General features: G+C 67.9%; 24 protein-coding genes. 10 read left to right on the forward strand and 14 right to left on the reverse strand.

The features are described 5' to 3' along the window. Window positions 1-307 precede the first annotated feature (307 nt). The 5 genes from AC1RU4_RS05200 (at window position 308) to AC1RU4_RS05220 (ending at window position 4207) form a co-directional block, all read left to right on the forward strand. Window positions 308-1138: a GntR family transcriptional regulator gene (locus AC1RU4_RS05200; protein WP_492889963.1), complete on the forward strand. Its 831-nt coding sequence runs from the start codon at window positions 308-310 to the stop codon at window positions 1136-1138. 15 nt (window positions 1139-1153) lie between these two features. Beyond that, window positions 1154-1927 (forward strand): transporter substrate-binding domain-containing protein, encoded by a 774-nt coding sequence (locus AC1RU4_RS05205; protein ID WP_492890120.1) that lies wholly within the window; start codon window positions 1154-1156, stop codon window positions 1925-1927. Between the two features lie 229 nt (window positions 1928-2156). Beyond that, entirely contained in the window at window positions 2157-2828 is a 672-nt protein-coding gene (locus tag AC1RU4_RS05210; RefSeq protein WP_492889964.1) for an amino acid ABC transporter permease, read from the forward strand. Between the two features lie 13 nt (window positions 2829-2841). Beyond that, complete coding sequence (locus AC1RU4_RS05215; RefSeq protein WP_492889965.1) at window positions 2842-3501, forward strand: amino acid ABC transporter permease; 660 nt, start codon at window positions 2842-2844, stop codon at window positions 3499-3501. Continuing rightward, window positions 3479-4207, forward strand: a complete 729-nt coding sequence (locus AC1RU4_RS05220; protein WP_492889966.1) for an amino acid ABC transporter ATP-binding protein — start codon at window positions 3479-3481, stop codon at window positions 4205-4207. The genes AC1RU4_RS05215 and AC1RU4_RS05220 overlap by 23 nt, the downstream gene beginning before the upstream one ends. Before the next feature lie 22 nt (window positions 4208-4229). Here AC1RU4_RS05220 and AC1RU4_RS05225 read toward each other — a convergent pair whose 3' ends face one another. The 6 genes from AC1RU4_RS05225 to AC1RU4_RS05250 form a co-directional block, all read right to left on the reverse strand. Then, the gene (locus AC1RU4_RS05225; RefSeq protein WP_492889967.1) at window positions 4230-5225 is read right to left on the reverse strand and encodes an FUSC family protein; all 996 of its coding nucleotides are present in this window, start codon (window positions 5223-5225) and stop codon (window positions 4230-4232) included. Window positions 5226-5240: 15 nt separating this feature from the next. After that, a complete protein-coding gene (locus AC1RU4_RS05230; RefSeq protein WP_492889968.1) occupies window positions 5241-6233 on the reverse strand; it encodes an HlyD family secretion protein in 993 nt (330 codons plus the stop codon). Window positions 6234-6315: 82 nt separating this feature from the next. After that, window positions 6316-8034 carry a dipeptide ABC transporter ATP-binding protein gene (locus tag AC1RU4_RS05235; protein ID WP_492889969.1) on the reverse strand — a complete coding sequence of 573 codons (1719 nt, stop codon included), beginning with the start codon at window positions 8032-8034 and terminating at the stop codon, window positions 6316-6318. A gap of 11 nt (window positions 8035-8045) precedes the next feature. Continuing rightward, window positions 8046-8927, reverse strand: coding sequence for an ABC transporter permease (locus AC1RU4_RS05240; RefSeq protein WP_492889970.1), 882 nt, complete (start codon window positions 8925-8927; stop codon window positions 8046-8048). A gap of 12 nt (window positions 8928-8939) precedes the next feature. Beyond that, on the reverse strand, window positions 8940-9953 hold the full coding sequence (locus AC1RU4_RS05245; RefSeq protein WP_492889971.1) for an ABC transporter permease: 1014 nt from the start codon (window positions 9951-9953) through the stop codon (window positions 8940-8942). 370 nt (window positions 9954-10323) lie between these two features. Continuing rightward, window positions 10324-11952 (reverse strand): ABC transporter substrate-binding protein, encoded by a 1629-nt coding sequence (locus AC1RU4_RS05250; protein ID WP_492889972.1) that lies wholly within the window; start codon window positions 11950-11952, stop codon window positions 10324-10326. 206 nt (window positions 11953-12158) lie between these two features. On the opposite strand from AC1RU4_RS05250, the gene AC1RU4_RS05255 reads away from it, so the two are divergent. Both AC1RU4_RS05255 and lhpI read left to right on the forward strand, forming a co-directional pair. Beyond that, entirely contained in the window at window positions 12159-12830 is a 672-nt protein-coding gene (locus tag AC1RU4_RS05255) for a GntR family transcriptional regulator (protein WP_492889973.1), read from the forward strand. A 75-nt stretch (window positions 12831-12905) separates the two neighbouring features. After that, a complete protein-coding gene (gene lhpI, locus AC1RU4_RS05260; RefSeq protein WP_492889974.1) occupies window positions 12906-13889 on the forward strand; it encodes a bifunctional Delta(1)-pyrroline-2-carboxylate/Delta(1)-piperideine-2-carboxylate reductase in 984 nt (327 codons plus the stop codon). 15 nt (window positions 13890-13904) lie between these two features. Here the strand turns inward: lhpI and AC1RU4_RS05265 are convergent, their stop codons facing one another. From AC1RU4_RS05265 to AC1RU4_RS05285, 5 genes are all read right to left on the reverse strand, one after another. Then, a complete protein-coding gene (locus tag AC1RU4_RS05265) occupies window positions 13905-14126 on the reverse strand; it encodes a hypothetical protein (protein ID WP_492889975.1) in 222 nt (73 codons plus the stop codon). Between the two features lie 164 nt (window positions 14127-14290). Beyond that, window positions 14291-15121 (reverse strand): ABC transporter permease, encoded by an 831-nt coding sequence (locus AC1RU4_RS05270; RefSeq protein ID WP_492889976.1) that lies wholly within the window; start codon window positions 15119-15121, stop codon window positions 14291-14293. A gap of 18 nt (window positions 15122-15139) precedes the next feature. Beyond that, window positions 15140-16003: an ABC transporter permease gene (locus tag AC1RU4_RS05275; protein ID WP_492889977.1), complete on the reverse strand. Its 864-nt coding sequence runs from the start codon at window positions 16001-16003 to the stop codon at window positions 15140-15142. Window positions 16004-16178: 175 nt separating this feature from the next. Beyond that, window positions 16179-17468, reverse strand: coding sequence for an ABC transporter substrate-binding protein (locus AC1RU4_RS05280; protein ID WP_492889978.1), 1290 nt, complete (start codon window positions 17466-17468; stop codon window positions 16179-16181). Window positions 17469-17569: 101 nt separating this feature from the next. Further along, complete coding sequence (locus AC1RU4_RS05285; protein ID WP_492890121.1) at window positions 17570-18664, reverse strand: ABC transporter ATP-binding protein; 1095 nt, start codon at window positions 18662-18664, stop codon at window positions 17570-17572. 332 nt (window positions 18665-18996) lie between these two features. On the opposite strand from AC1RU4_RS05285, the gene AC1RU4_RS05290 reads away from it, so the two are divergent. Then, the gene (locus tag AC1RU4_RS05290) at window positions 18997-19977 is read left to right on the forward strand and encodes a Bug family tripartite tricarboxylate transporter substrate binding protein (protein ID WP_492889979.1); all 981 of its coding nucleotides are present in this window, start codon (window positions 18997-18999) and stop codon (window positions 19975-19977) included. 299 nt (window positions 19978-20276) lie between these two features. Here AC1RU4_RS05290 and AC1RU4_RS05295 read toward each other — a convergent pair whose 3' ends face one another. The 3 genes from AC1RU4_RS05295 to AC1RU4_RS05305 all read right to left on the reverse strand — a co-directional run bounded on the left by AC1RU4_RS05295 (window position 20277) and on the right by AC1RU4_RS05305 (window position 23198). Beyond that, the gene (locus tag AC1RU4_RS05295; protein WP_492889980.1) at window positions 20277-21515 is read right to left on the reverse strand and encodes a URC4/urg3 family protein; all 1239 of its coding nucleotides are present in this window, start codon (window positions 21513-21515) and stop codon (window positions 20277-20279) included. A 47-nt stretch (window positions 21516-21562) separates the two neighbouring features. Further along, window positions 21563-21865, reverse strand: coding sequence for an alkylphosphonate utilization protein (locus tag AC1RU4_RS05300; protein ID WP_492889981.1), 303 nt, complete (start codon window positions 21863-21865; stop codon window positions 21563-21565). A 64-nt stretch (window positions 21866-21929) separates the two neighbouring features. Continuing rightward, window positions 21930-23198, reverse strand: coding sequence for a GTP cyclohydrolase II (locus tag AC1RU4_RS05305; protein WP_492889982.1), 1269 nt, complete (start codon window positions 23196-23198; stop codon window positions 21930-21932). A 284-nt stretch (window positions 23199-23482) separates the two neighbouring features. Here AC1RU4_RS05305 and upp point away from each other — a divergent pair, with 284 nt between their 5' ends. Next, a complete protein-coding gene (gene upp, locus AC1RU4_RS05310) occupies window positions 23483-24145 on the forward strand; it encodes a uracil phosphoribosyltransferase (protein WP_492889983.1) in 663 nt (220 codons plus the stop codon). Between the two features lie 37 nt (window positions 24146-24182). Further along, window positions 24183-24659, forward strand: coding sequence for a nickel-responsive transcriptional regulator NikR (nikR, locus tag AC1RU4_RS05315; protein WP_492889984.1), 477 nt, complete (start codon window positions 24183-24185; stop codon window positions 24657-24659). Window positions 24660-24794: the final 135 nt, after the last annotated feature.

Raw genomic sequence — 24794 nt, forward strand, 5'->3', positions numbered from 1 at the left:
GAACCGCCCGGGCCGAACCGCCCGGGCCGAACCGCCCGGGCCGAACCGCCCGAGCCCTACGCAACTGCGCGCAGCTTATGCATCGATGACGTGCAACGCCCTGGCGCGACGATGAGGCGCCGAGGCTTGCCGTGGCCTTCGCCGCGCCGAACGCCCTACGAAGGTCGAGGACGGCACGGGGCCTAAACGCCAGAATCGTCATTGGTGCGGCCGCCGGATCCACCGCAGACGGCCGCGCGCCACGACGGATAGCTTTGGCACGGCACTTGCTTACATGACTTGTATACAAGTCTGTGAGCCCAGCGTGATGAACCCGTCTACCGCCAATATCGAGGAAGCGATCCTCTCCGCCATCCTGGCCGGCCGGATTCCGCCTGGCACAAGGCTTGGCGAGCAGAAGCTGGCCGACCTGTTCGGCGTCTCCCGCACCCGCGTGCGCGAGGCGATGATGCGGCTGGAGACCCGCGGCATCGTGCAGGTGAGCGCCCGGCGCGGCTGGTTCGTGGTCGAGCCCTCGGCCGACGAGGCGCGCGAGGCGTTCCAGACCCGCCGGGTCATCGAGACCGGCCTGCTGCAGACCGTCCGCACGGTGTCGCCGCAGGTGCTCGCCAGCCTCAAGGAGCATGTCGCCGTGGAGCGGCAGGCGATCGAGACGGGGGACGTGTCGTCACGCGCGTGCCTGCTCGGCGACTTCCACATCCATCTCGCCGATGCGCTCGGCAACCGCATGCTGACCGAGATCATCCGCGACCTCACCGCGCGCACCACGCTGATCTCGATGCTCTACCAGCCCACCGAGAAGGCGGAGGAATCCAGCAGCGACCACGAGGACATCGTCGCGGCGATGGAGGCCGGCGACCTCGCCCGCGCCGCCCGGCTGATGGACGAGCATATCGGCAAGGTGGAAGCCGGCCTCGACCTCAACGCCAAGCCCGATCCGCTCGCCAGCCTGCGCGAGCTGCTCACCCCGTCGACCTTCACCGACGTCGCCCCTTCCATGCCGCACGCCCAAGCCCCCCACGGTCAAGCCCCGCACGCCCAAGGCCCCCGCGGCCAAGGCCCCCACGGTCAAGGCCCGCACGGTCATGGGTCGGCGGCACCGCATGCCCATCGTCACCCATCGCAGAAAGAGGACTGACCCATGAACCGCCGCATGCTTCTCGCCCTCCTTGCCGGCGCCATCGTCGCCACGCAGGCCCCGCTCCCGGCACATGCCGACGCGCTCGCCACCATCGAGCAGACCAAGCTCCTCCGCGTGGCGGTGCCGCAGGATTTCGCCCCCTTCGGCAGCGTCGGCGCCGACATGCAGCCCAAGGGCTATGACGTCGACATGGCCAAGCTGATCGCCGACAAGCTCGGGGTGAAGCTGGAGCTGGTGCCGGTAACCAGCGCCAACCGCATCCCCTATCTCCAGACCAACAAGGTCGACCTCGTCATCTCCAGCCTCGGCAAGAATCCCGAGCGCGAGAAGGTGATCGACTTCTCCGCCGCCTATGCGCCGTTCTTCAGCGGCGTGTTCGGCCCGGCCGATGTCAAGGCGGCCGAAGCCAAGGACGTCGCCGGCAAGACCGTCGGCGTCACCCGCGGCGCGATGGAAGATCTGGAACTGTCCAAGATCGCCCCGGCCGACACCACCATCAAGCGCTACGAGGACAATAACGGCACCATCTCCGCCTTCCTGTCCGGGCAGGTGGACCTGATCGCCACCGGCAACGTCGTGGCCGCCGCCATCCTGGCGCGCAACCCGCCGAAGAAGCCGGAGATCAAGTTCCTGATCAAGGATTCGCCCTGCTATATCGGCCTCAACAAGAACGAGCCGGCGCTGCTCGCCAAGGTCGACGACATCATCAAGACCGCCAAGGCCGACGGCTCGCTGAGCGCCATTTCCGAGAAGTGGCTCGGCACCAAGCTGCCCGCGAGCCTCTGACCGACTGCTCCTTTCCTCTCCCCGTCGGGGAGAGGCGACCCGCCCACGGGCCTCGCCTTGGGCGAGCCCGAGGACAGGCTCCGCGGGTTGGTGAGGGGGCTGCTTGCCGGGGAACCGAAGAACCCCTCACCCCAGCCCTCTCCCCGTCGGGGAGAGGGAGCTTCCCTTCCCCTCGCCGGTCGGCAGGGGCAGCCCCCTCTTCATCGTCCCATCAGCGGGAGCTCACGCGATGACATACGCGTTCGATTTCGGATGGCTGGCCGACTATTGGCCGGTCCTCCTCAAGGGCATCGGTATAACCGTCGAGCTCACGCTGGTCGGCGGCCTGCTGGGCGTCAGCCTCGGCATCGCCTGCGCCTGGGCGCGGGCGCTGGGACCCGTCTGGCTGCGCCCGATCGTTTCCGCCTATGTGGAGATGATCCGCAACACGCCGTTCCTGATCCAGCTGTTCTTCATCTTCTTCGGCCTCCCCGCGCTCGGGGTGCGCATGGGGGAGCTGCCGGCGGCCAATCTCGCCATGGTGATCAATCTCGGCGCCTATGGCTGCGAGATCGTGCGCGCCGGCATCCAGGCGACGCCGAAGGGCCAGTTCGAGGCCGGCGCCAGCCTCGGCATGAGCCGCATCCAGACCTTCTGGCATGTGGTGCTCATCCCGGCGCTGCAGCGCATCTGGCCGGCGCTTTCCTCGCAGATCGTCATCGTCATGCTGGGTTCGGCGGCGGTGTCGCAGATCGCGGCGGAGGACCTCACCTTTGCGGCGAACTTCATCCAGTCGCGGACCTTCCGCGCCTTCGAGACCTATTTCGCGGCGACGCTGATCTATCTCGCGCTCGCCATCGTGCTGCGGCAGTTGCTGCGCGGGCTCGGCTGGACGCTGTTCCCGCGGCGCGCGGCACGGTGAGGAGGGCGGGCACATGAACGACTTCTCGACCTGGGACATCCTGCGCAACCTGCTGCTGGCGGCGCGCTGGACCGTCCTTCTCTCCATCGTCTCCTTCGTCGGCGGCAGCCTCGCCGGCGTGGCGCTGCTGTTCGCCCGCATCGGCAAGGGCAAGCCCGGCCAGGTCTTCGCCAAGACCTATATCGAGGTCTTCCAGGGCACGCCGCTGCTGATGCAGCTGTTCCTCGCGTTCTTCGGCCTCGGCCTGTTCGGCATCGACGTGCCGGCCTGGCTCGCCGCCACGCTGGCACTCATCCTGTGGACCGCCGCCTTCCTCGCCGAGATCTGGCGCGGCTGCGTCGAGTCCATCGCCAAGGGCCAGTGGGAAGCCTCCTCCAGCCTCGGCATGGGGTACCTGCAGCAGATGCGCTACGTCATCCTGCCGCAGGCGCTGCGCATCGCCGTGCCGCCCACGGTCGGCTTCTCGGTGCAGGTGGTGAAGGGCACGGCGCTCACCTCGATCATCGGCTTCGTGGAGCTCTCCAAGGCCGGGACCATGGTGACCAACGCCACCTTCGAGCCCTTCACCGTCTACGGCTTCGTCGCCCTCATCTATTTCTGCCTGTGCTGGCCCCTGTCCAAGTCTTCCCAAATCCTCGAGAGGAAGCTCAATGTCGCTCATCGAAATCACTGAGGTGAAGAAGCGCTTCGGCGACAACGAAGTGCTCAAGGGCATCAATATCGATGTCGATCCCGGCGAGGTCATCGCCATCATCGGCAAGTCGGGCTCCGGCAAGTCGACGCTGCTGCGCTGCATAAACGGGCTGGAGACCATCGACGAGGGCTCGATCTCGGTCGCCGGCGCCCAGTTGCTGCCGGACGAATTGCACCTCAAGGCCCTGCGCCTGAAGGTCGGGATGATCTTCCAGGGGTTCAACCTGTTCCCGCATCTCACCGCCGGCAAGAACGTCATGCTCTCGCAGATGGTGGTGAGGAAGACGCCGAAGGCCGAGGCCGAAATCATGGCCAAGAAGATGCTGGAGCGCGTCGGGCTCGGCCACAAGTTCGACGCCTATCCCGACCAGCTCTCCGGCGGCCAGCAGCAGCGCGTCGCCATCGCCCGAGCGCTCGCCATGCAGCCGATCGCGCTGCTGTGCGACGAGATCACCTCGGCGCTCGACCCCGAGCTGGTCAACGAGGTGCTGGCGGTGGTGAAGGAGCTCGCCTCCGAGGGCATGACGCTGCTCATGGTCACCCATGAGATGCGCTTCGCCCGCGACGTGTGCTCGCGCGTCGTGTTCATGCACCAGGGCCGGGTGCACGAGATCGGGCCGCCGTCGGAAGTGTTCGCCAACCCGAAAACGCCCGAACTGCAGCAGTTCCTCGGCGTCACGCACTGAGGCCGGATCGTTCCGGCAATTCTCAGCCCTGCCGCGCCGGCTCGCTCACGCGGGCCGGCGCGCGCGCATTTATGACCCAGACGATGATCGACATGATGGCGACGCCGACCACGATGCCGATCAGTCGGTTCAGCGCCGGCGTTATGCTGTCCGGCGGCCCGGTATCGACCATGGTGACGATCAGCGCCAGCGCCGACTGGGTGCCGACATAGGCATTGGGCGAGCCGCCCAGATGCACGCGCGCGCTCAGGAAGATGCCGGCGAACAGCACCGCGCACCAGACCACGAATTCCGGCCCGATCGCGGCGATGGCGACGATGCCGGCGCCGCCGCCGATGATGCAGCCGAGAATGCGCTGCCAGCCCTTGTGGCGCGTCGCGTCCGCGGTGCTGTCGATCACCACCAGGCTGGAGATGACCACCTGCACCACCGAGGGCAGGTCGAACAGGTCCCAGATCAGCACGATGGTCATGACGCCGATTCCGGCGGCGAGCGCCTGGCGGAACGCCGGCGCCGGCTCCAGCGCCGGCTTTCCCGGCAGAAAGTGCACGGCATCGACCGGCGGGCCGATCGCCCAATGCGCCAGCGTCGCGGCGATCACCCCGAACACGATCTCGTAGAAGCGGTACCAGGCGAAGCTGTAGAGCTGGTCCGGCGTGATCATGCTGGCAAGGATGATCAGCATGAAGCTGAGCGCGCCGTAGAACCAGGCATAGGCGAAGACCGTGCGCTGGCGGGCATAGGTGCCGAGGCCGGCGGCCAGCATCAGCAGCGGCGCCTGGAACAGCGGCAGCCCCTCGATCGACAACGCCACCACAAAGCCGAGGCTGACCCCGCCGATGGTGCCGAGCACCCGCAGCACGCCCTTGGTGAGCAGCGCCGAGCGGTCGGCATTGGCGATGATCAGCGCGCTGATCGCCGCCCAATAGGGCTGCTCCAGCCCCACGAGCAGGGCGGCGAGCACCGCGACCAATACCCCGGTCGCGGTGGCGAGCGCATGCCGGGTGAGATGATCCATCGCCCCGGCCCCGGCCTAGAACCAGATCAACGCGCGGGCGTCGGCGCCGACATAGAGGCCGAGACCGGCCGGCCAGTCGTCGAGCGTGATCTCCACCGGGAAACGCCGGGGCAGGCGCACCCAGTCGGTGGACGGCTCGACATAGGGCACGACCTGCGGATCGCCCTGCGAGCGGGCGACGCCGGCCGAGACGCCGGTCACCGTGCCGCGATGGATCACCCACGGGTCGGAGCCGAGCGTCACCCAGGCGCGCTGGCCGATGCGCACCCGCGAGAGATGGCGTTCGGCGACATTGGCGACCACGCGGCGGCGCTCGCCGGTGACGATGGCCAGCACCTGCTTGCCGGGCGTCACATAGTCGCCGACCCGGATGACGAAGGGTGTCACCCGCCCCGGCGCCGGCGCGGCGACCGTGGTCTTGGACAGATCATATTGCGCCCGCTCCAGCGCCGCCTGCGCCGAGGCGATGGCGGCACCCGACACCGCGACGCGGCGATTGGCGACGCTGAGCGCCGCCTGCGCCGACTGCGTGCCGGCGGTGGCGGTGGCGAGGTCGCGGGTGGCGAGGTCGAGGCCGGCCGTGGTGGAGAAGCCGTCCTTGTTCAGCGCCTTGACGCGCACCAGCTCGGCATTGGCGTTGACCTCGATGGCCTGCGCCGATTCCACGCTCGCCCTGGCCGACTGCACCTCGTCCTGCGCGAGGCCGAGATCGGCCTGCGCCTGCGCCAGAGCCGCTTGCGCCGCCTTCACCTTCAGGGCGAAGGGCGTCGGGTCGATATGGAACAGCAACTGGCCGGCGGCGACGGTCTGGTTGTCCTCCACCGCAAGCTGAGAGATCGGCCCCTCGATCTGGGCGGAGATCACGATGACATTGCTGTCGATATAGGAATCGCCAGTATAGGCGAAGAAGCGCACGCTCAATTCGTAGAGGAGGAACAGCCCCACCAGCGACAGGGCGACCACGGAAGCGGGATGGCGCAGAAAACGCAGCGATGAACGCAGCGACATGAACAAGCCACCTCAGGAACGATCCGACATGCCGCTCCTGTGTGACCGGGTCCGGCGTCCGGCGCAAGAGCGCGCCGCCGGATCAGATCGGCGGGTGCGGAATCGAGGCCAGCAGCTCGCGGGTATATTCCGCCTGCGGCGCCGCCATGATCGCCTCGGTATTGCCCTCCTCGACGATGCGGCCGGTGCGCATGACGATCACCCGGTCGCACAGCATGCGCACCACTTCGAGGTCGTGGCTGACGAAGATGTAGCTCATGCCGAGCCGCTGCTTCAGGTCTTGCAGCAGGTTGAGCACCACCGCCTGCACCGAGACGTCCAGCGCCGCCGTCGGCTCGTCGAGGATGACCAGGTCCGGGTCGGGCGCGATGGCGCGGGCGATGCCGACGCGCGCCTTCTGGCCGCCGGAAAGCTGGTGCGGGAAGCGGTCGAGCAGGTTCGTCGGCAGGCCGACCAGCCCGGCGAGCTCATCGACCTTGGCCCGCAGCGCGGCGCCGGACAGGCCGGAGCCCAGCTGCAGCAGCGGGTCGGCGATGGCGCGCGCGGCGGTGTAGCGCGGGTTGAGGCTGTCGGTCGGGTCCTGGAACACCAGCTGGATGCGCGAGCGCCAGGGCGAGCGGGCGAAGCTCTTCGCCGGGATGGCGGAGAGCTCCTCGCCCTTGAAGACGATCCGTCCCGAGGTCGGGTCGAGCAGCCGCATCAGCATCATCGAGGTGGTCGACTTGCCGCAGCCGGATTCGCCCACCAGCCCGAGGCTCTCCCCGCGCGCCACCGAGAAGCCGATGCCGTCGACGGCGCGGAACGGATCCTCCTGCGGACCCTTGATGCCGAACAGGGCGGCGAGACCCTTGGTCGTCGACTGGCGCTTATATTCCTTCACCAGGTTCTCGACCACCAGCAGCGGCTCGCCGGCACCCGCCGGCGGGGTCGACGGCGCCGGCGTGGCGGGCGCCGCGTCTTCCGGCAGCAGGTCGCGCAGCGAGACGCCCCGGCGCGGGGTCGCCCGCATCAGCTTGCGCGTATAGGGATGCTGCGGCGCGCGGAAGATGTCGGAGGCCTTGGCGGTCTCCACCACCTTGCCCTTCTCCATCACCATCACCCGGTCGCAATAGGCGGCCGCGAGGCCGAGATCATGGGTGATGAGGATGGTCGACATGTTGCGCTCGCGGGTGAGCTCGACCACGAGGTCCATCACCGCCTTCTGCGTCGTCACGTCGAGGCCGGTGGTCGGCTCGTCGGCGATCAGCAATTGCGGCCGGCAGGCCAGCGCCAGCGCGATGACGATGCGCTGGCACATGCCGCCGGAGAGCTCGAACGGATAGGCGTGGTAGCGCTCCTCCGGCCGGGCGATGCGCACCGCTTTGAGCACCTCGATCGCCTTCTCCCTGGCGTCGCTCGGCTGCGCCTGCACATGCTCGATAAGCACGTCCTCGATCTGCCTGCCGACCTTGCGGATCGGGTTCAGCGCCGCGCGCGGGTTCTGGAAGATCATCGACATCTCCCGCCCGCGCAGCGCACGCACCTCGCTCTCCGAGGCCGCACCGATATCCACGCCGCCGAAGCGGATCGCCCCTTCCGCGATACGGCCGGCGCGGTCGAGAATGCGCATCACCGCATAGGAGGTGACGGATTTCCCCGAGCCGGATTCGCCGACGATGCCCAGCGTCTCGCCCTTGGCCAGCGTCAGGTCGACCTTCTCGACTGCGCGCACCGTGCCGCGGCGGGTGGCGAATTCGACCGTGAGGTCCTGCACCTCGAGAAGTGGCGGCTGCATGAAATTGGCTCCAGCATGGACGTTCATCGCCAGCCTCCTCAGGTGCGCCGCTGCGGATCGACGAGGTCGCGCAGGCCATCGCCGAGCAGGTTGAAGCAGAACACCGCCAGCATCAGCGTCACGCCGGGGAAGAAGGCGATCCACCATTCGCCGGAGATGATGAAGGAGGCGCCCTCCGCCACCATGATTCCCCATTCCGGGGTGGGCGGGCGCACGCCGAGGCCGATGAAGGAGAGCCCCGCCGCGTTGAGGATGGCGTAGCCCATGGTCAGCGACACCTGCACCATCATGATCGGCAGGATGTTCGGGGCGATATGGCCGAGCAGGATGCGCATCTCCGAATTGCCGGACAGCCGCGCCGCCTGCACGAAGCCGGCCTCGCGGCGGATATTGGCCTCGGCGCGGGCGACACGCACATAGAGCGGGAAGTTGATGATGGCGGTGGCGATGACGATGTTGGTCACCGTGTTGCCGAGCGCCGCGACGATGCCCATGGCCAGCACGAACAGCGGGAAGGCCATGATGGTGTCGGACACCCGCCCGACGATGCGGTCGGTCCAGCCGCCGAAATAGCCCGAGGCGATGCCGGCGAAGCCGCCGCCGACGAAGACCAGCGCCACCGAGGCGACGGCGATGATCATGTCGAGCCGCGCCGCCACCACGACGCGCGAGAAGATGTCGCGCCCGAGCTGGTCGGTGCCGAACCAGTGCGCGGCGGAGGGCGGCTGCAGCGCTGCGGCGGTGTCGCTCGCCAGCGGGTCGACCGGCACCACATAGGGGCCGACCAGCGCCGCGAGCGCGAATAGCGCGAACAGGCCGAAGGCAATGCCGGTCACCGGGTTCTCCGCCACGATATGGCGGGCATGGGAGAGGAGGCTGTCGCTGGGCGGGGCCGGGGTCTGCGTGGTGGCGAGGCTCATCGGCGTTTCTCCTCAGGCTTCGATGCGCACGCGCGGGTCGACCAGCCCGTAGAGGATGTCGATCGCGAGGTTGAGCAGCACGTAGAGAATAGCCATGGCGAGCACGAAGCCCTGCACCGGCGCGTAGTCGGAGGTGATCAGCGCCTCGATGGCGTAGGAGCCGATGCCGGGCCAGGCGAACACCTTCTCCACCAGCACGTTGGCGCCGAGCAGGAAGGAGAACACCATGCCCAGCGTGGTGATGACCGGCAGCAGCGCGTTGCGGAAGGCATAGCCCATCACCACCTTGGACGGCCGCAGCCCGCTCGCCCGCGCGGTACGCACGAAATCGGAGGCGAGCACGGCGAGCATGGAGGCGCGGGTCATGCGGGCGATCGGCGCCAGCGAGAAGATGGCGAGCGTCACCGCCGGCAGCCAGATCTGCGACCAGGCGGCGCGGAACACCTCGATGTCGCCGACGAGCAGGCTGTCGACCAGGAAGAAACCGGTGATGGTCGGCGGCGCGGAATAGAAGAAGTCGAGCCGCCCCAGCGGCGCCGGCGCCCAGCCGAGCCGGTAGTAGAACACATAGACCAGCAGCAGCCCGGTGAAGAACACCGGCAGCGACACGCCGGCGGTGGCGACGATGCGGCACAGATGGTCGACCCACGAGCCCTGCCGCACCGCCGCGAGGATGCCGAGCGGCACCGACACCGCCACCGAGATGAGAAGGCCGAGCAGCGTCAGTTCGGCCGAGGCCGGCAGCCGCGCCTTGATGTCCTCGAACACCGGCTGGCCGGTGGTGAGCGACATGCCGAGATTGCCGGTGGCGAGGTCCTTCACATAGGCGAGGAACTGCACCGGCAGCGGCTGGTCGAGGCCGAGCGTGGCCTTGATCTCGGCGATGGCCTGCGGCGTCGCCGCCGGGCCGGCGAAATAGGCGGCGGTGTCGCCGGGCAGCACCCGCGTCAGCAGGAAGGTGACGATGATGACGCCGATAATGCTCGGTATGGCGGTGCCGAGACGCTTGGCGATCTGGTTCAGCACGGCGGCCTCCATGAGGGCGGACAGGACGGGCAGCAACGCGAAGGCGGGGTCCGGACAGGCTCAGCGTGGAAAAGGTCGGCGTATCAGGGATCACATCGACCGGATATGTGCCGGATCGGCGGCCCGTGCTGGAACGGCACGCTCCCTCTCCCCGTGGGGGAGAGGGCTGGGGTGAGGGGTCTTCGGCGCTTCCCGATGTTGTCGCCCCTCACCGACCCGCGGAGCCTGTCCTCGGGCTCGCCGAAGGCGAGACCCGTGGGCGGGCCACCTCTCCCCAACGGGGAGAGGAAAAGTTGAGGAGCCCGTCATCCCGAGGTGCCCGGCGCAGCCGGGCTTTGAGGAACGCGCGACGTCGCCGTCCCTCCCGCCGTCACGCCTTCTTCAGCGTGCGGTAGTCGAGCTGGCGGTGGAACCAGTATTGATAGCCGGATATCGATTTCTGCATGGCGACGTTCAGATAGGGCTGGAACAGCGGCACGCGCGGAATGTCGGCGAAGGCGAGATCGATGAAGCCGGTGACGTCCTTGTTGTAGGTCGGCCAGTCGGCGGAGGCCGCGGCGGCGCGGGCGCCGTCGATCAGCTTGTCCATCTCCGGGTTCTTGTAGGACATCGTGTTGAACACGGCGTTCTGGCCGTGATAGCACCAGAAGAAGAAGTATTCGGGATAGTCGAGCCAGCCCGAGAAGAAGTTGGCGATCAGCGGCATCTCCTTCTTGGTGATCTCGCCGCGCCAGTTGGCGCCCGGAATCTTGTTCAGCGTCGCCTTGATGCCGATCTGGGCGAGGCTCTCCTGCACCAGCGTGCAGAGCGGCTCGTTGATCGCCGCCGAGCCGAGGTCGAAGGACAGCGTGGTCTCGAAGCCGTCGGGATAGCCGGCCTTGGCCAGCAGCGCCTTGGCCTTGGCGATGTCGGTGTCGTAGCCGTGCGCCTGCGGCCAGACCGGCTCGCTCACCGTGTTGGAGGCCGCGCCATAGAGCGGCTTGCCGAGGCCGAACATCACCGCGTCCATGATCTTCTTGTAGGGAATGGCATAGGCCACCGCCTGGCGCACCTCGAGCTTGTCGAAGGGCGGCTTGGTGACGTTCATGCCGATATACTGGATGCCGTTGCTGATCGGGTTCGACACCACCTTCACCTTGCCGGCCTGGTTCAGCTCGACGAAATCCTTGGCCGGCAGGTCGAAGGAGATGTCGGCATCGCCGCGCTCGATCAGCGCCCGCCGGTTGCCGGCGGAAGGCACCATGCGCCACACGACGCGCTTCAGCGACGGCAGCGGGCCGCAGGCCCAGGCATCGTTGCGCTCGAACACCACCTCGGTGCCGGACTGCCACTTCGCCACCTTGTAGGCGCCGCCGCCGGCGGTGTTCTGCTTGGTGAACTCCATGCCCCACTTGTCCTGCTCGGTGGCCTTGGACTGCACCAGCTTGGAATTGAACACCGAGGGCACGATCACCGCGAGGTCGGGCATGGTCAGCCGGTCGGGGCGGATGAAGTCGACGCGGAAAGTGTGGTCGTCCACCACCACGAACTGCTCGGGCTTCTCCAGCGAGCCGGCCTTCATCTGGAAGGTGGGGAAGCCGCCGACCGATACCGAGCGATCGAACGACCATTTCACGTCCTGCGCCGTCACCGGCGAGCCGTCGTGGAAGGTGGCGTTCTTGCGCAGCTTGAAGGTGGCGGAATTGGCGGAGAGTTCCCAGCTCTCGGCGAGCTCGGGCACCAGCTTGTCGCGGTCATAGCTCACCGAGCCGTCCGGCAGGGTCTTGGAACCGTAGCTCATCAGCCGGTCGTAGCAGTTCCACGCCACCTCGTAGCCGGGACGGTTGGTGCCGACGCCATGAATGTCGAGATTGTTCGGGCCGCCCTCGCTCACCAGCAGCAGCGTTTCCTGCCGGGCCGACTGGGCCCTCGCCGACGACCAGATGGCGGGTGCGGCGACGCCGGCGGCGACGGCCGAGGACAGGACGGAAGCGGATTTGAGGAAGTCGCGACGATTCATGAGGCGAGGCTCCGAGTGGTGTGCCGGGCGGCGGGGGCGGACACGTTTCTGTACTCTCGGAGAGGTATAGTGCATGCAATTTTACAATATTGCGTGCTTAAATTGCCGTCACGGACGCTCAAATTCTATGCTGTATGCGATTGGCGATTCATGCGATCAAGTCACGGTACGGGATGGGCAATTCGTTCGAACAGGCGACACCTCGAATGTCCGATGAACGGCAGACGCGCACGGAGAAGCTGGCGGGCGAGATTGCCGATGCCATTCTCGACGGCTCGCTGGAACCCGGGACGCGGCTCGACGAGCACATGCTGGCCGCCCGCTACGGCACGTCGCGCACGCCGGTGCGCGAGGCGCTGCGCCAGCTCGCCACCACCGGCCTCATCGATCTGCGCCCGCGCCGCGGCGCCATCGTCGCCGAAGTCACCTCCGACCAGCTGGAAACGCTGTTCATCGCCATGGGCGAGCTGGAAGCCACATGCGCCCGCCTCTCGGCGCTGAGCATGACCCCGATCGAGCGCCGGCGGCTCGGCGCGCTCTACGATTCCATGGCCGACATGGTGGCCCGCGACGACGTCGAGGCCTATACCGCCGCCAATACCGGCTTCCACACCCTGTTCTATGCCGGCTCGCACAATCCGGTTCTGGCGGACATGACCGCCTCGCTGCGCCGGCGGCTGGCACCGTTCCGCCGCGCCCAGTTCCGCGCCCCCGGCCGGCTCGCCCTGTCGCATTCCGAGCATGGCGTGGTGGTGCGGGCGGTGCTGGGGGGCGATGCGGCCGGCGCCCATGCGGCGATGCTGCACCATGTCAGCCTGGTCGAGGACGCCTTCGAGCAGCTGAGCGCGCCCTCGTCCGCCCAGCGGCAGGCCCACTGAACCACATCCTTCCACCGGTTTGCGCGGCCCCCGGCAATGCCGGGGCGCTTTCTGTCGATCGGATGATTCCACCCGATGGGAAAACGCTCTAGCTTCGCCGCCCCGCTGCTTTCAGGAGACGTGCCGATGCGCTTTTACGCCGCCGAGGAGATCGAGGCCGCCCTCGACTATCCCCGCCTTGTCGAGGCGCTGCGCGAGGCCTTCGCCACCCATGACGAGCCGATGCCGGTGCGCGCCGCCTTCGAAGTGGGCACGCGCGAGGCACCCGGCCACCTGCTCACCATGCCAGCCTGGAGCCGCGGCGAAGCCATCGGCACCAAGCTGGTCACGGTATTTCCCGGCAATGCCGCGCACGGGCTGGGCGCGGTCGCCTCGCTCTATGTGCTGTTCGACGGCATTACCGGCCAGCCGCGCGCGGTGCTGGAGGGCGACGCGCTCACCAATCGCCGCACCGCCGCCGCCTCGGCGCTCGCCGCCTCCTATCTGGCCCGGCACGACAGCCGCACGCTGCTCATCGTCGGCACCGGCAACGTCGCCGCCCATCTCGCCGAGGCGCATCGCGCGGTACGGCCGATCGAGCGCGTGCTGGTCTGGGGCCGCAGCCGCGAGCGGGCCGAAGCGCTCGCCGCGACGATCCGGGCCGGCGGCGTGGAAGCCGAGGCGGCGGGCGATCTGTCGGAGGCCGTCGGCCGCGCCGACATCGTCAGCTGCGCCACCACCTCGACGACACCGCTCGTGAGAGGCGCCGATGTTCGGCCGGGCACCCATGTCGATCTGGTCGGCGCCTTCAACCCGGCGATGCGCGAGAGCGACGACGCCCTGGTCCAGCGCGCCGAGGTGTTCGCCGATACGCGCGCGGGCGTACTTGCCGAGGCCGGCGACCTGCTGCAGCCGATGAAGGCGGGGCTCTGGTCGGCGGATTTGCTGCGCGGCGATTTGCGCGACCTCGCCCTCGCCCGCCATCCCGGCCGGCGCACGGCGCAGGAGGTGACGTTGTTCAAGTCGGTCGGTGCCGCCCTCGAGGATCTGACGGCGGCGCGGCTGGTGGTCGGGGACTGAGCCGCGCCCGTCGCGTCAGCGAATGAACTCGATGGTGTCGAGCGCGATCAGCTGGTTGCCCTCGTAATTCTTGTCGTGCAGCCGGCACAGCATGAAGCGGTCCGCCACCTCGATCGGACCGTAGGCGGTGACGGTGTCGCCGCTGCGCAACCTGATCGTCAGGGCGTGCTTGCGGTCGTCCTTCGCCACCTCCTTGAGCAGGTCGCAGATGCTGCGTTCGCTGGTGCAGATATTCATGGCTTCCTCCGCGCGCGGGCCGGCCTTTGCCGCACCCGTCCTATTGTGACGTTCAACCCGTCGCAGAGTATCCGGTTCCCTACATAGACGTCAGCACTTCGTCGCGGCGGCGGGCACCGGAGCACCCTCCCCCCGATCGGCGTGCATGCCGATCGGAAACGGCTCTAGCCGGCGACGCGGCGCGCCCGGCGCTTGCGCAGGACAGCGATGGCGACCAGCGCCACCACGATGATCCCCATGGAGAACAGCGTCGTCACCGTGCCGAGCGCGAACAGCACCGGCGTGGTGACATTGGTGGTCATGCCGTAGATTTCCAGCGGCAGCGTGTTGAAGGTGCCGGCGGTCATCAGCGTGCGGGCGAACTCGTCATAGGAGAGCGTGAAGCCGAACAGGCCGACGCCGACCAGGCTCGGCAGGATGATCGGCAGCACCACATGGGCGAAGGTCTGCCACGGCGTGGCGCCGAGATCGCGCGCGGCCTCCTCGTAGGCCGGGTTGAAGCGGTTGAACACCGCGAACATGATCAGCAGGCCGAAGGGCAGCGTCCAGGTGAGATGGGCGCCGAAGGCCGAGGAGTACCAGGCCGGGTTGAGCCCGAACACCTGGAAAGCGAGGCCGATGCCGAGCGAGATCAGGATCGACGGCACGATCAGGCTGGCGATGGTCAGGTAGAACAGCGGCCCGGAGCCGAGGAAGCGCCGGCGGAAGGCGAGGCCGGCGAGCAGCGACACCACCACCGTCGCCGCCATGGTCATCAGCCCGAGCACCAGCGAGCGCGCGAAGGCGCCGCCGAAATCGCCCACCGCCTGCTGCTCGAACAGGAGGTTGTTGAACCAGTGCACCGAGGTGCCGTTCATCGGGAAGGTCAGGCCGCCATTCGGCCCCTGGAACGACAGGATGAAGATGGTCGACAGCGGGCCGTAGAGGAACAGCACGAACAGCACGAAGAAGGCGGTGAGGACGTAGAAGCCAAGGCCGCGGCGCTCGCCGTTCATCTCGAAGCTCCCATCTTCTCAGAGTTCCTTGCGGATGTTGACGATCCGCAATATGGCGCCGACCAGCAGCAGCACGATGATCAGGAGGATCACCGCATTGGCTGCCGCCGCCGGGTATTGCAGCAGCGCGATCTGGTTCGCCATCATCAGGCCGACCGAGGCCGACTGGCCGCCGGACATGAAGCGCACGGTGATGAAGTCGCCCATCACCAGCGTCACCACGAAGATCGAGCCGATGGCGATGCCCGGCTTGGCCAGCGGGATGATGACGTTGACGAGGATCTGCCAGGCATTGGCGCCGGCGTCGCGGGCGGCTTCGATGAGCGCCCGGTCGATGCGCATCAGCGTGTTGAAGATCGGCGTCACCATGAACAGCGTGTAGAGGTGCACCATGGCGAGCACCACCGCGAAATCCGAGAACAGCAGGAATTCCAGCGGCCTGTCGATGATCCCCATGGTCATCAGCGTCTGGTTCAGCAGCCCGTTGCGCCCCAGGAACGGAATCCACGAGATCATGCGGATGATGTTGGAGGTGAGGAACGGAATGGTGCAGACGAGGAACAGCACCATCTGCACCGTCGCCGAACGGATGTGGAAGGCGAGGTAGTAGGCGACCCAGAAGCCGATGAACAGCGTCACCGCCCACACGATCACCGTGTATTTGAGCGTGTTGACATAGGTGTTCCAGGTCACCGGCGAGGTGATCGTCTCCTCGTAATTGGTGAAGACGAAGGCCGGGAAGATCTGGATCGAGTCGTAGTCCCAGAAGCTCACCATCACGATGGTGGCGATCGGCAGCACCAGGAATGCCGCCAGGATCAGCGTCAGCGGCGTCGCCTGCAGATAGGGTGCCAATCGGGGCGTGAGCCGTGAGAGCGTCATGCGGGACTTCCGGTGAGCGGGCGACTGCGAGCCGAAAGCCCTCCCCCCTAAGGGGGAGAGGGTTGGGTGAGGGGCAATGGCGGCCGCCGAACCGGGAGGCCCCCTCACCCCGTCCCTCTCCCCGACGGGGAGAGGGTGCAGGAGGCGCTCCCGAGGAAGCGCCTGCGCCGCAATCTCACGCGGCGATGAACTCGTTCCAGCGGCGGACCATGTAGCGGTCCTCGTCCATCACCGAGTTCCAGCAGGCGACCGCGCCCATGCGCTCCTTGAAGGAGCCGCCGTCGCGCACCGCGCCCGCCGTGTACATCACCTTGCCTTCCGGCGAGAGGATGTCGGCCTTGGCCGGCTGGCCGAGCATCCAGAACGCCCATTCGTCCGGCGTCATGTTTTTCTCGGCGGTGGAGAGCACGGCCGAATAGTAGCCCTGGCGGTTGAGATAGGCGCCGACCCAGCCGGACATGTACCAGTTGATGTATTCATAGGCGGCGTCGAGCTGCGCGCCCTTGAGGTGCTTGGCGATGCCGAGGCCGCCGCCCCAGGCGCGGTAGCCCTCTTCGAGCGGCTGGTAGACGCAGGGGATGCCCTTGGAGCGCACCGCCGCCACCGCCGGCGACCACATGGACTGGATGACCACCTCGCCGGACGCCATCAGGTTCACGCTCTCGTCGAAGGTCTTCCAGAAGGCGCGGAACTGGCCGGCCTTCTTGGTCTTGATCAGGAAATCGATGGTGCCGTCGATCTCCGCCTTGGTCATGTTGCCCTTGTCGCCGTACTTCATGATGCCGGCGCTCTCGCAGATCATCGCCGCGTCCATGATGCCGATGGACGGGATGTTCAGGATCGAGGTCTTGCCCTTGAAGGCCGGGTCGAGAATGTCCTTCCAGTTCTTGATCGGCCGGCCGACGAGGTCGGGGCGGATGCCCAGCGTGTCGGCGTTGTAGATGGTGGGGATCAGCGTCATCCACTGGGTGGGCGCCTTGGCGAACACCTTGGATTCCGGCCCCTCGACGAAGCCGACCGTGCTCGGCGCGGTGCCCTGGGCGATCTTGGATTCCGGGGTCAGCTTGCCGGTGGTGAAGATCGGCACGATATCGTCGTAATACTTGATCTTCTTGACGTCCATCGGCTGCAGCGTGCCGGCCGGGAACACCTTCTTGCAGATCCAGTATTCGATGTCGGCGACGTCGAAGCTGGAGGCCTGCGTCACCACGCGCTGCGACACCGCGTCGGAATCGAGCGCGGTCATCTGCAGGGTGATGCCGAGGTCGGCCTTGCACTTCTCGGCGATGGCGTTGAGGTTCGACACGCCGGTGCCGAACTGGCGCAGCGTGATCGGGTTCTGCGCCCAGATGGTGGGAAAGCCGGTGACGACGCCGGCGCCGGCGGCGAGGCCGCCCGCAGCGGCCGCACCCTTCAGCAGATTGCGGCGGCTCACGCCCTTCTGCGAGATGGTCTTCTTAGTCATGTCTGTCTCCCGAACATATCTCGTTTGGCCGAGGGGCCGGATCTCTCTGCCGTGTCTCACTCAGGCGGCGTCACTCAGGCGGTGTCGGTAGGCTGGCTCATTCAGGCGGAAGGCGAAGGCTTGAGGATGTGGACGTCGTCCGGCGTCCAGGCGAGCGGCACCGCCTCGCCGATGGACAAGGGCTTGGCGAAGAAGGCGGATTCCGGCAGCTGCACCGCGAAATCGTCCACGCCGGGCGCGGAGAGCGCCACCTGCACCTTCTGGCCGTGATATTCGATGTTCTGCACGAGGCCGGTCAGCCCACAGCCGGGCACCGCCGGGTCGCCGAGACGGATGCGGTCGGTACGCACCGCGATCTCCACCGGCGCGCCGGCCTCCAACTCGTCACCCTCGGGGGCGACGAAGGAAACCCCGCCCGGCACCTCGAAGGTCACGGCGCCGCCTCCCCTGGCGGAGACGCGGCCGGAGAGGACGTTGTGATCGCCCATGAAGCGGGCGACGAAGGCGGTCGCCGGCCGGTTGAACACCTCGCGCGGGGTCGCCGCCTGCTCGATGCGCCCGCCATTCATCACCACCACGAGGTCGGAAAGCGCCATCGCCTCCTCCTGGCTGTGGGTGACGTGGATGAAGGAGATGCCGAGCTGCAGCTGCAGCTTCTTCAGCTCCTGGCGCACCTTGATCTTGAGGAACGGGTCGAGCGCCGAGAGCGGCTCGTCGAGCAGCAGCGCCTGCGGGTCGGTGATCAGCGCGCGCGCCAGCGCCACGCGCTGCTGCTGGCCGCCGGAGAGCTGGGCCGGCCGGCGCTCGGCGAGATGCTCCATCTGCACCAGCTTGAGCATGTCGAGCGCCTTGGCGCGGCGGCTGGTCTTTTCCGCACCCTTCATCTTCAGCGAGAAGGCGACGTTGTCGACGATGTCGAGATGCGGGAACAGCGCGTAGCTCTGGAACATCATCGCGGTGCCGCGCTTGGCCGGCGGCAGGTCGGTGACCACGGTCGGCCCGAGGCGGATGTCGCCTTCGCTGATGCTCTCGTGCCCGGCGATCATGCGCAGCGTCGTGGTCTTGCCGCAGCCGGACGGGCCGAGCAGGCAGCAATAGGTGCCGGCGGGAATCTTCAGCGACACCGCGTCGACCGCCAGCGCCGCTCCATAGCGCTTCGTCACCTGGATCAGCTCGATGTCGGCGCCCTTGCTCATCTGGCTCGTCAACCTCAGCTCCACGTCCCGGCAAGCTGTCGCAAGTGCTATGCCAGTTGGCCGGGAGCCGCCGGATACCGCAACCGCCCGATACCGCCCGCCGCAGCGGCGGAATGGACGCTCGCCACCGCCCAGCTTTTGGGCATCGTGCCCGGAGCCTGCTCAAATCGGATACAATTATTCAATTGATCGCATCCAATAATCGCCATCGCCCCATCCATTGGTCGAAGCCGCGACCAGAGCCGTTGAGCCCGGCGGCCAAATCGACGAACCTGACGCAAAGGCACGACGACAAGAAGCCTTCACGCCCACCGTCCCACGGGAGACACGCCATGCTGCGCACCACGTTCCGCGCCCTGCTCGCCGCCGCCTGCACCGCGGCCCTCGCCTTCTCCGCCGGCCCTTCGGGCGCGGACACCTTTCCCTCGCGGCCGGTAACCCTGGTCATCCCCTTCGCCGCCGGCGGCTCCACCGATCTCGTCGGTCGCCTGGTCGCCCAGCGCATGAGCCAGGAGCTCGGCCAGTCGGTGGTGGTGGAGAATCGCGGCGGGGCGGGCGGCAATCTCGGCGCCGGCGTGGTCGCGAAGGCGGCACCGGACGGCTACACCATCCTGATGGGCACGGTCGCCACCCATGCGATCAACCCGGTGCTCTACAAGAAGATGCCCTATGACCCGGTGACCAGCTTCGCGCCGGTCTCGCTGCTGGTCATCGTGCCGAACGTGCTGGTGGTGAACCCGGACTTCCCGGCCAAAACCGTCCCCGAGCTGATCGAGCTGCTCAAGAAGGACCCCGACAAATACAGCTACGCCTCCTCCGGCAACGGCACGCCGCTGCATCTCTCCGGCGAGCTGTTCAAGAGCATGGCCGGGGTGCAGATGCAGCACATCCCCTATCAGGGCGCCGGCCCGGCGCTGAACGACGTGCTGGCCAACCAGGTGCCGATCATGTTCGACAACCTGCCCTCCTCGGCCGGGCACATCAAGACCGGCAAGCTTCGGGCGCTCGGCGTCACCACCGCCAAGCGCGCGCCCTCGTTCCCGGACGTGCCGGCCATCGCGGAGACCATTCCGGGCTACGAGACCTATACCTGGAACGCGCTGTTCGCTCCCGCCGGCACCCCGCCGGAGGTGGTGGCGAAGCTGAACGAAGCCGCCAACAAGGCGATCGCCGACCCGGCGGTGCAGGCGCGCCTCGCCGATTTCAGCGCCACCGTGGTCGGCTCGACCCCGGCCGAGCTGGAGGCGCATGTGAAGGCCGAGATCGCCAAATGGGCGCCGATCGTCAAGGCGTCCGGCGCGCAGCTGGACTGAGGAAGCGCTCCTTCTCCGAGCCACCCTTCTCTTCCCTCTCCCCGCCCGAGCCCGGCTGTTGCCGAGCGCGGTTGTCGCAATGCCGAAGCCGGAAACATCCGGCTTCGGCGGAGAGGTGGCCCGCCCACGGGTCTCGCCTGCGGCGAGCCCGAGGACAGGCTCCGCGGGTCGGTGAGGGGGAAGGCGGCCGGGAAACCGGAAGGCCCGCGTCGCGCGGAGGCCCCTCACCCCAGCCCTCTTCCCGTCGGGGAGAGGGAGCTGCAACTCGTGCAAGTCACCCCGCCCGAAACGGCATCACCTCAGAACACCGTGCCGTCGGCGTCGATGGCGATGGGCGGCGGGCCGCCGGCGCGGCGCTCGGCGGCCACCTGCCGGCCCGCCGTCCAGGTGCCGCCCTGCAGCAGCTTGGCGAGCGGGAAGGCGCTGGCGTCGAGCCCGAGCCGCTCGCGCATCGCATCGGCCAGAAGGTCCATCAGCGCCACGGTGAGCGCCCGCCATTCGACGATCATCTCCGACGCCACCGGATGCTTCTGCGCCGGGTCGATCGGCGCGCGCGGCACGACAAGACCCATATCCACCAGAAGGCCACCGTTCCTATATTCCGGCAGCGCGGTCAGGTCGTCGAGATCGACCACCGCGACGCCAGCCGCCTCGAACGGCTCCAGCAGCGAATAGGTCAGCCATTGCGAGAGCTTGTGGAACGGCACCAGCCCGGCGGAACGGTCCGGCACGGTGATCGCGCCATGCCGGCCGACATCGCCCAGCACCACGCCGTCGACCACAAGACCCGCCGGCCAGATCGCCGACAGGCCGTCGAGCAGCGCCTCCAATATGCGCGCCGCCGGCAGCCTGCCGACCTTGGCGAGCGGCAGCAGCGCATCGATCAGCCCGCCCGGCCGCGCCGGCGAGACGCCCGCCGCCCCGCCGAACAGGTCCGGCCGTGCAGCGATCGCCTCGCCGAGCCGATTGAGCAGCGCCACCCGGCCCGGCACGCCGACCAGCGGATTGTCGGCGCTCACCTGGAAATGCGTCGCCAGCGTCGCGGCATCGATGCCGATCAGCGCCACGGCATCGACGCGGAACGGCACCGCGGGATCGGAGGAGAACGCCCCGGCCTCGAACATGCGCAGGCTGGCGACGGCGAGCCCCTCCGAGCGCGTCACCGTCAGCCCGGTGGCAGCCTCGTGGTAGCGCCAGGCATCGCCGGCCCCGGCATCGAGCAGCACGCTCATCACCGCGAGGTCGACCATGATGCGCGCCCGCTCCAGCGCATCCACCGCGCCCAGCCTGGCCGCAAGCGCGTCCCAGCGCGACACGCCGCCGGCATCGAAATGGCGCCAGCGGCTGTGATAGGGGATGTCGAGCGTCGGATAGGCCCGCCGCGTCACCTCCGCCACATAGTCCGCCACCGCCCCCAGCCGCGCCTCGTCGACGATGAAATGCGGCGAGGCACCGGCCCGCACATGGTCGAGCACGCTGTGGCTGCGGGCACGCACGGCATGGGAGGAGCGCAGGGCGGCGAGTTCGGGCGGGATCATGCGGCGTCCTTGTTCGAGGGATGACGGGTCGTCCCGCCCGGCCGGCGTCAGCGCTTGCGCACGAATTCCGTGCGCAGCACGAGGCCCTTGATGCTGTCGTGGCGGCAGTCGATCTCGTCCGGATTGTCGGTGAGGCGGATCGCGCGGATCACCGTGCCCTGCTTCAGCGTCTGGCCGGCACCCTTCACCTTCAGGTCCTTGACGAGGACCACGGAGTCGCCATCGGCCAGCACATTGCCGGACGCATCGCGCACCGCGCTCGCCAGCGCGGCCTCCGCCTTCATCTCGGAGGCCGGGCGCCATTCGCCGGTCGCCTCGTCATACACATACGCGTCGTCGTCGCCGGCCATGCCTGCCCCTGTCTTCGTGAAATTGCCGCCCCACGCGAGCGCGGGGCGAACGATGGAACCGGGCCTAGTCCTTCAGCCCGCGCCCCTGCGTCTCGTCATACTGGCTCTGGAAGCCGGCGCCGTAATAGCCGGCCGAGACCTTGGCTTCCATCTCCACGCGGGCGTCCTGCGGGATCAGCTCGTCGGGGATCGGCACCCGCTCGATCACCTTGATGCCCGCCCGGTCGAGCGCGTTGAACTTCATGTCGCTCATCGAGGCGAAGCGGTCGATCTGCTTGATGCCGAGCCAGTGGAACACGTCCGGCATCAGTTCCTGGAAGCGCATGTCCTGCACGCCGGCGACGCATTCGGTGCGCTTGAAATAGGTCTCCGGCAGGTCGCCGCCCTCCTGCCGCTTGCGGGCATTGTAGACGAGGAACTTGGTCACCTCGCCGAGCGCGCGGCCCTCCTTGCGGTTATAGACCACCAGGCCGGTGCCGCCCTGCTGCGCCATCTCCACGCAGATCTCGATGCCATGGGCGAGATAGGGGCGGCAGGTGCAGATGTCGGAGGAGAACACGTCGGATCCGTTGCACTCGTCATGCACGCGGCAGGCGATGGGGGTGACGCCGTCGCCGATCTTCGCCGGGTCGCCGAACATGTAGAGCGTCATGCCGCCGATGGGCGGCAGGAACACCTTGAGGTCGCCGCGCGTCACCAGCTCGGGGAACATGCCGCCGGTATATTCGAACAGCGCCCGGCGCAGCTGCCCCTCGCCCATGCCGAAGCGCTCGGCGATGCCGGGCAGGTACCAGACCGGGTCGATGGCCGCCTTGGTGACGCGCACGTCGCCCTTCGGCCCGATGATGTCGCCGTCGATCTTCAGCCGGCCGGCGCGGATGGCGTCGCGGATTTCCGGCATGTCGATATGGGCGCGGGTGATGGCGATGGTCGGACGGATGTCGACGCCCTGCGCGATCAGGTCGGCGAATACCTCGCCCACCATGTGGCCCCACGGGTCGAGGGAGACGATCTTCGCCGGATCCGTCCACTGCGGATGCGGGCCGATCATGTCGGAGGGCGCGGTATTGGTGAGATCGGCCTTGAAGTCGGCCGGCAGCGCCCCGGCGGCGATGGCGAGCGCGCGATAGACCGAATAGCCGCCGCCATGGGTGCCGATGGCGTTGCGCCGCTTGGGATCGGTGAGGGTCGCCACCACCGGCCCGCGCTCGAGCGGCGTCGGGGCGCCCCATTCGAGGGCGGGCGCGCTCGCCGATACGCCGGTGGAGGCGCCGTGGGAGGTGAGGACGATGTGATTGCGGGAACGACCGCCGGAACCGGTAGTGACGGACATGTTTGGCTCGCTTCGCGCCCAGCCTTGCGGCCGGCCCTCGGGAAGCAATGAATGTGAGCGTGGTTTCCCCGGTTCCGCAAGGGGGCATGCGAACGGAGGCGAAAAAATTCGGACGAACTGGTCCGAATTTTGTATCGCTCTTTCGTGTTTAGCCCAGCTTGTGAAAAGCTGACCTGCCACGTCCCTGCCTGCCACGTCCCTGCCTGCCACGTCCCTGCCTGCCACATGCCTGCCTGCCACGTCCCTGCCCGCCACGTCCCCGTAGCCTCCAGCGAGCGCCCCTCATGACCGCGTCCGAAACCGCCCCGGTGTCCGCCCCGCCCGCCACCGTCGTGGTCGACCACCCGCTGATCCAGCACAAGCTCACTTTGATGCGCCGCTCGCGCACGCCGGCCAACGAGTTCCGGCTGCTGCTGCGCGAGATCAGCATGCTGCTCGCCTATGAGGTGACGCGCGACATGAAACTGGAGATGACCGAGATCGAGACGCCGCTCACCACCATGCAGGCGCCGATCCTGTCGGGCAAGAAGCTCTGCCTCGTCTCGGTGCTGCGCGCCGGCGGCGGCATCCTGGAAGGCATGCTGGAGATCCTGCCCGCCGCCCGCGTCGGCCATGTCGGGCTCTATCGCGACCCGGTATCGCTGCAGGCCGTCGAGTATTATCTCAAGCTGCCGCGCGACATTTCCGAGCGCACCGCCATCGTGCTCGACCCGATGCTGGCCACCGGCAATTCGGCGGCGGCGGCGGTCGACCAGGTGAAGGCGGCCGGCTGCCAGTCGATCAAGTTCGTCTGCCTCATCGCCGCGCCGGAGGGGCTGAAAGTGTTCCACGAGGCGCATCCCGACGTGCCGGTCTACACCGCCGCGGTCGACAGCCATCTCAACGACCACGGCTATATCGTGCCGGGCATCGGCGACGCCGGCGACCGAATCTTCGGCACCAAATGAGGCTCCGGGGGGCGAGGCGACTGAAAGCGAGGCGACCATGCAGCGCGTGACCGTGACCATCGACGACGCGCTGCTCGCCGCCCTCGACGCCCATGCCGAGCGGCACGGCTATGACAACCGCTCGGAAGCGCTGCGCGACGCCTTGCGCACGGCTCTAGGCATGCCGGAGGCGCCGGCCGCGGCGGATTCCCCCTGCTTCGCGACGCTGAGCTACGTCTACGACCATGACAGGCGCGAGCTCGCCCGCCGCCTGACCCAGGTGCAGCACGGCCATCACGACCTCGCGGTGGCCTCGCTGCACGTGCATCTCGACCACGGGACCTGCCTCGAGGTCGCGGTGCTGCGCGGCCCGTCCGGCGCGGTGCAGAGCCTCGCCGATTCCGTCGTCACCCAGCGCGGCGTGCGCTACGGCCATCTGCACATGGTGCCGGCGGACGCCGCGGGCGAGCCTGTACACGACGAGCCCGCGAACGACGAGCCCGCTGCCGGGCACGGGCATCCGCACGAGGACTGAATCCCGCCGCCTTTCCGCTCGCAGCTGCGAAAGCCGGTTGACGAGGCGGACGTCCGCCATATGCTGACCTGGTCAAATCGTCATACGCAGACGTACGCACCGGGCTCTCCCGAAGGCGGCCTGCCTGTTCAACAG

Source organism: Ancylobacter sp. GW821-FHT10E12 (assembly GCF_058809335.1).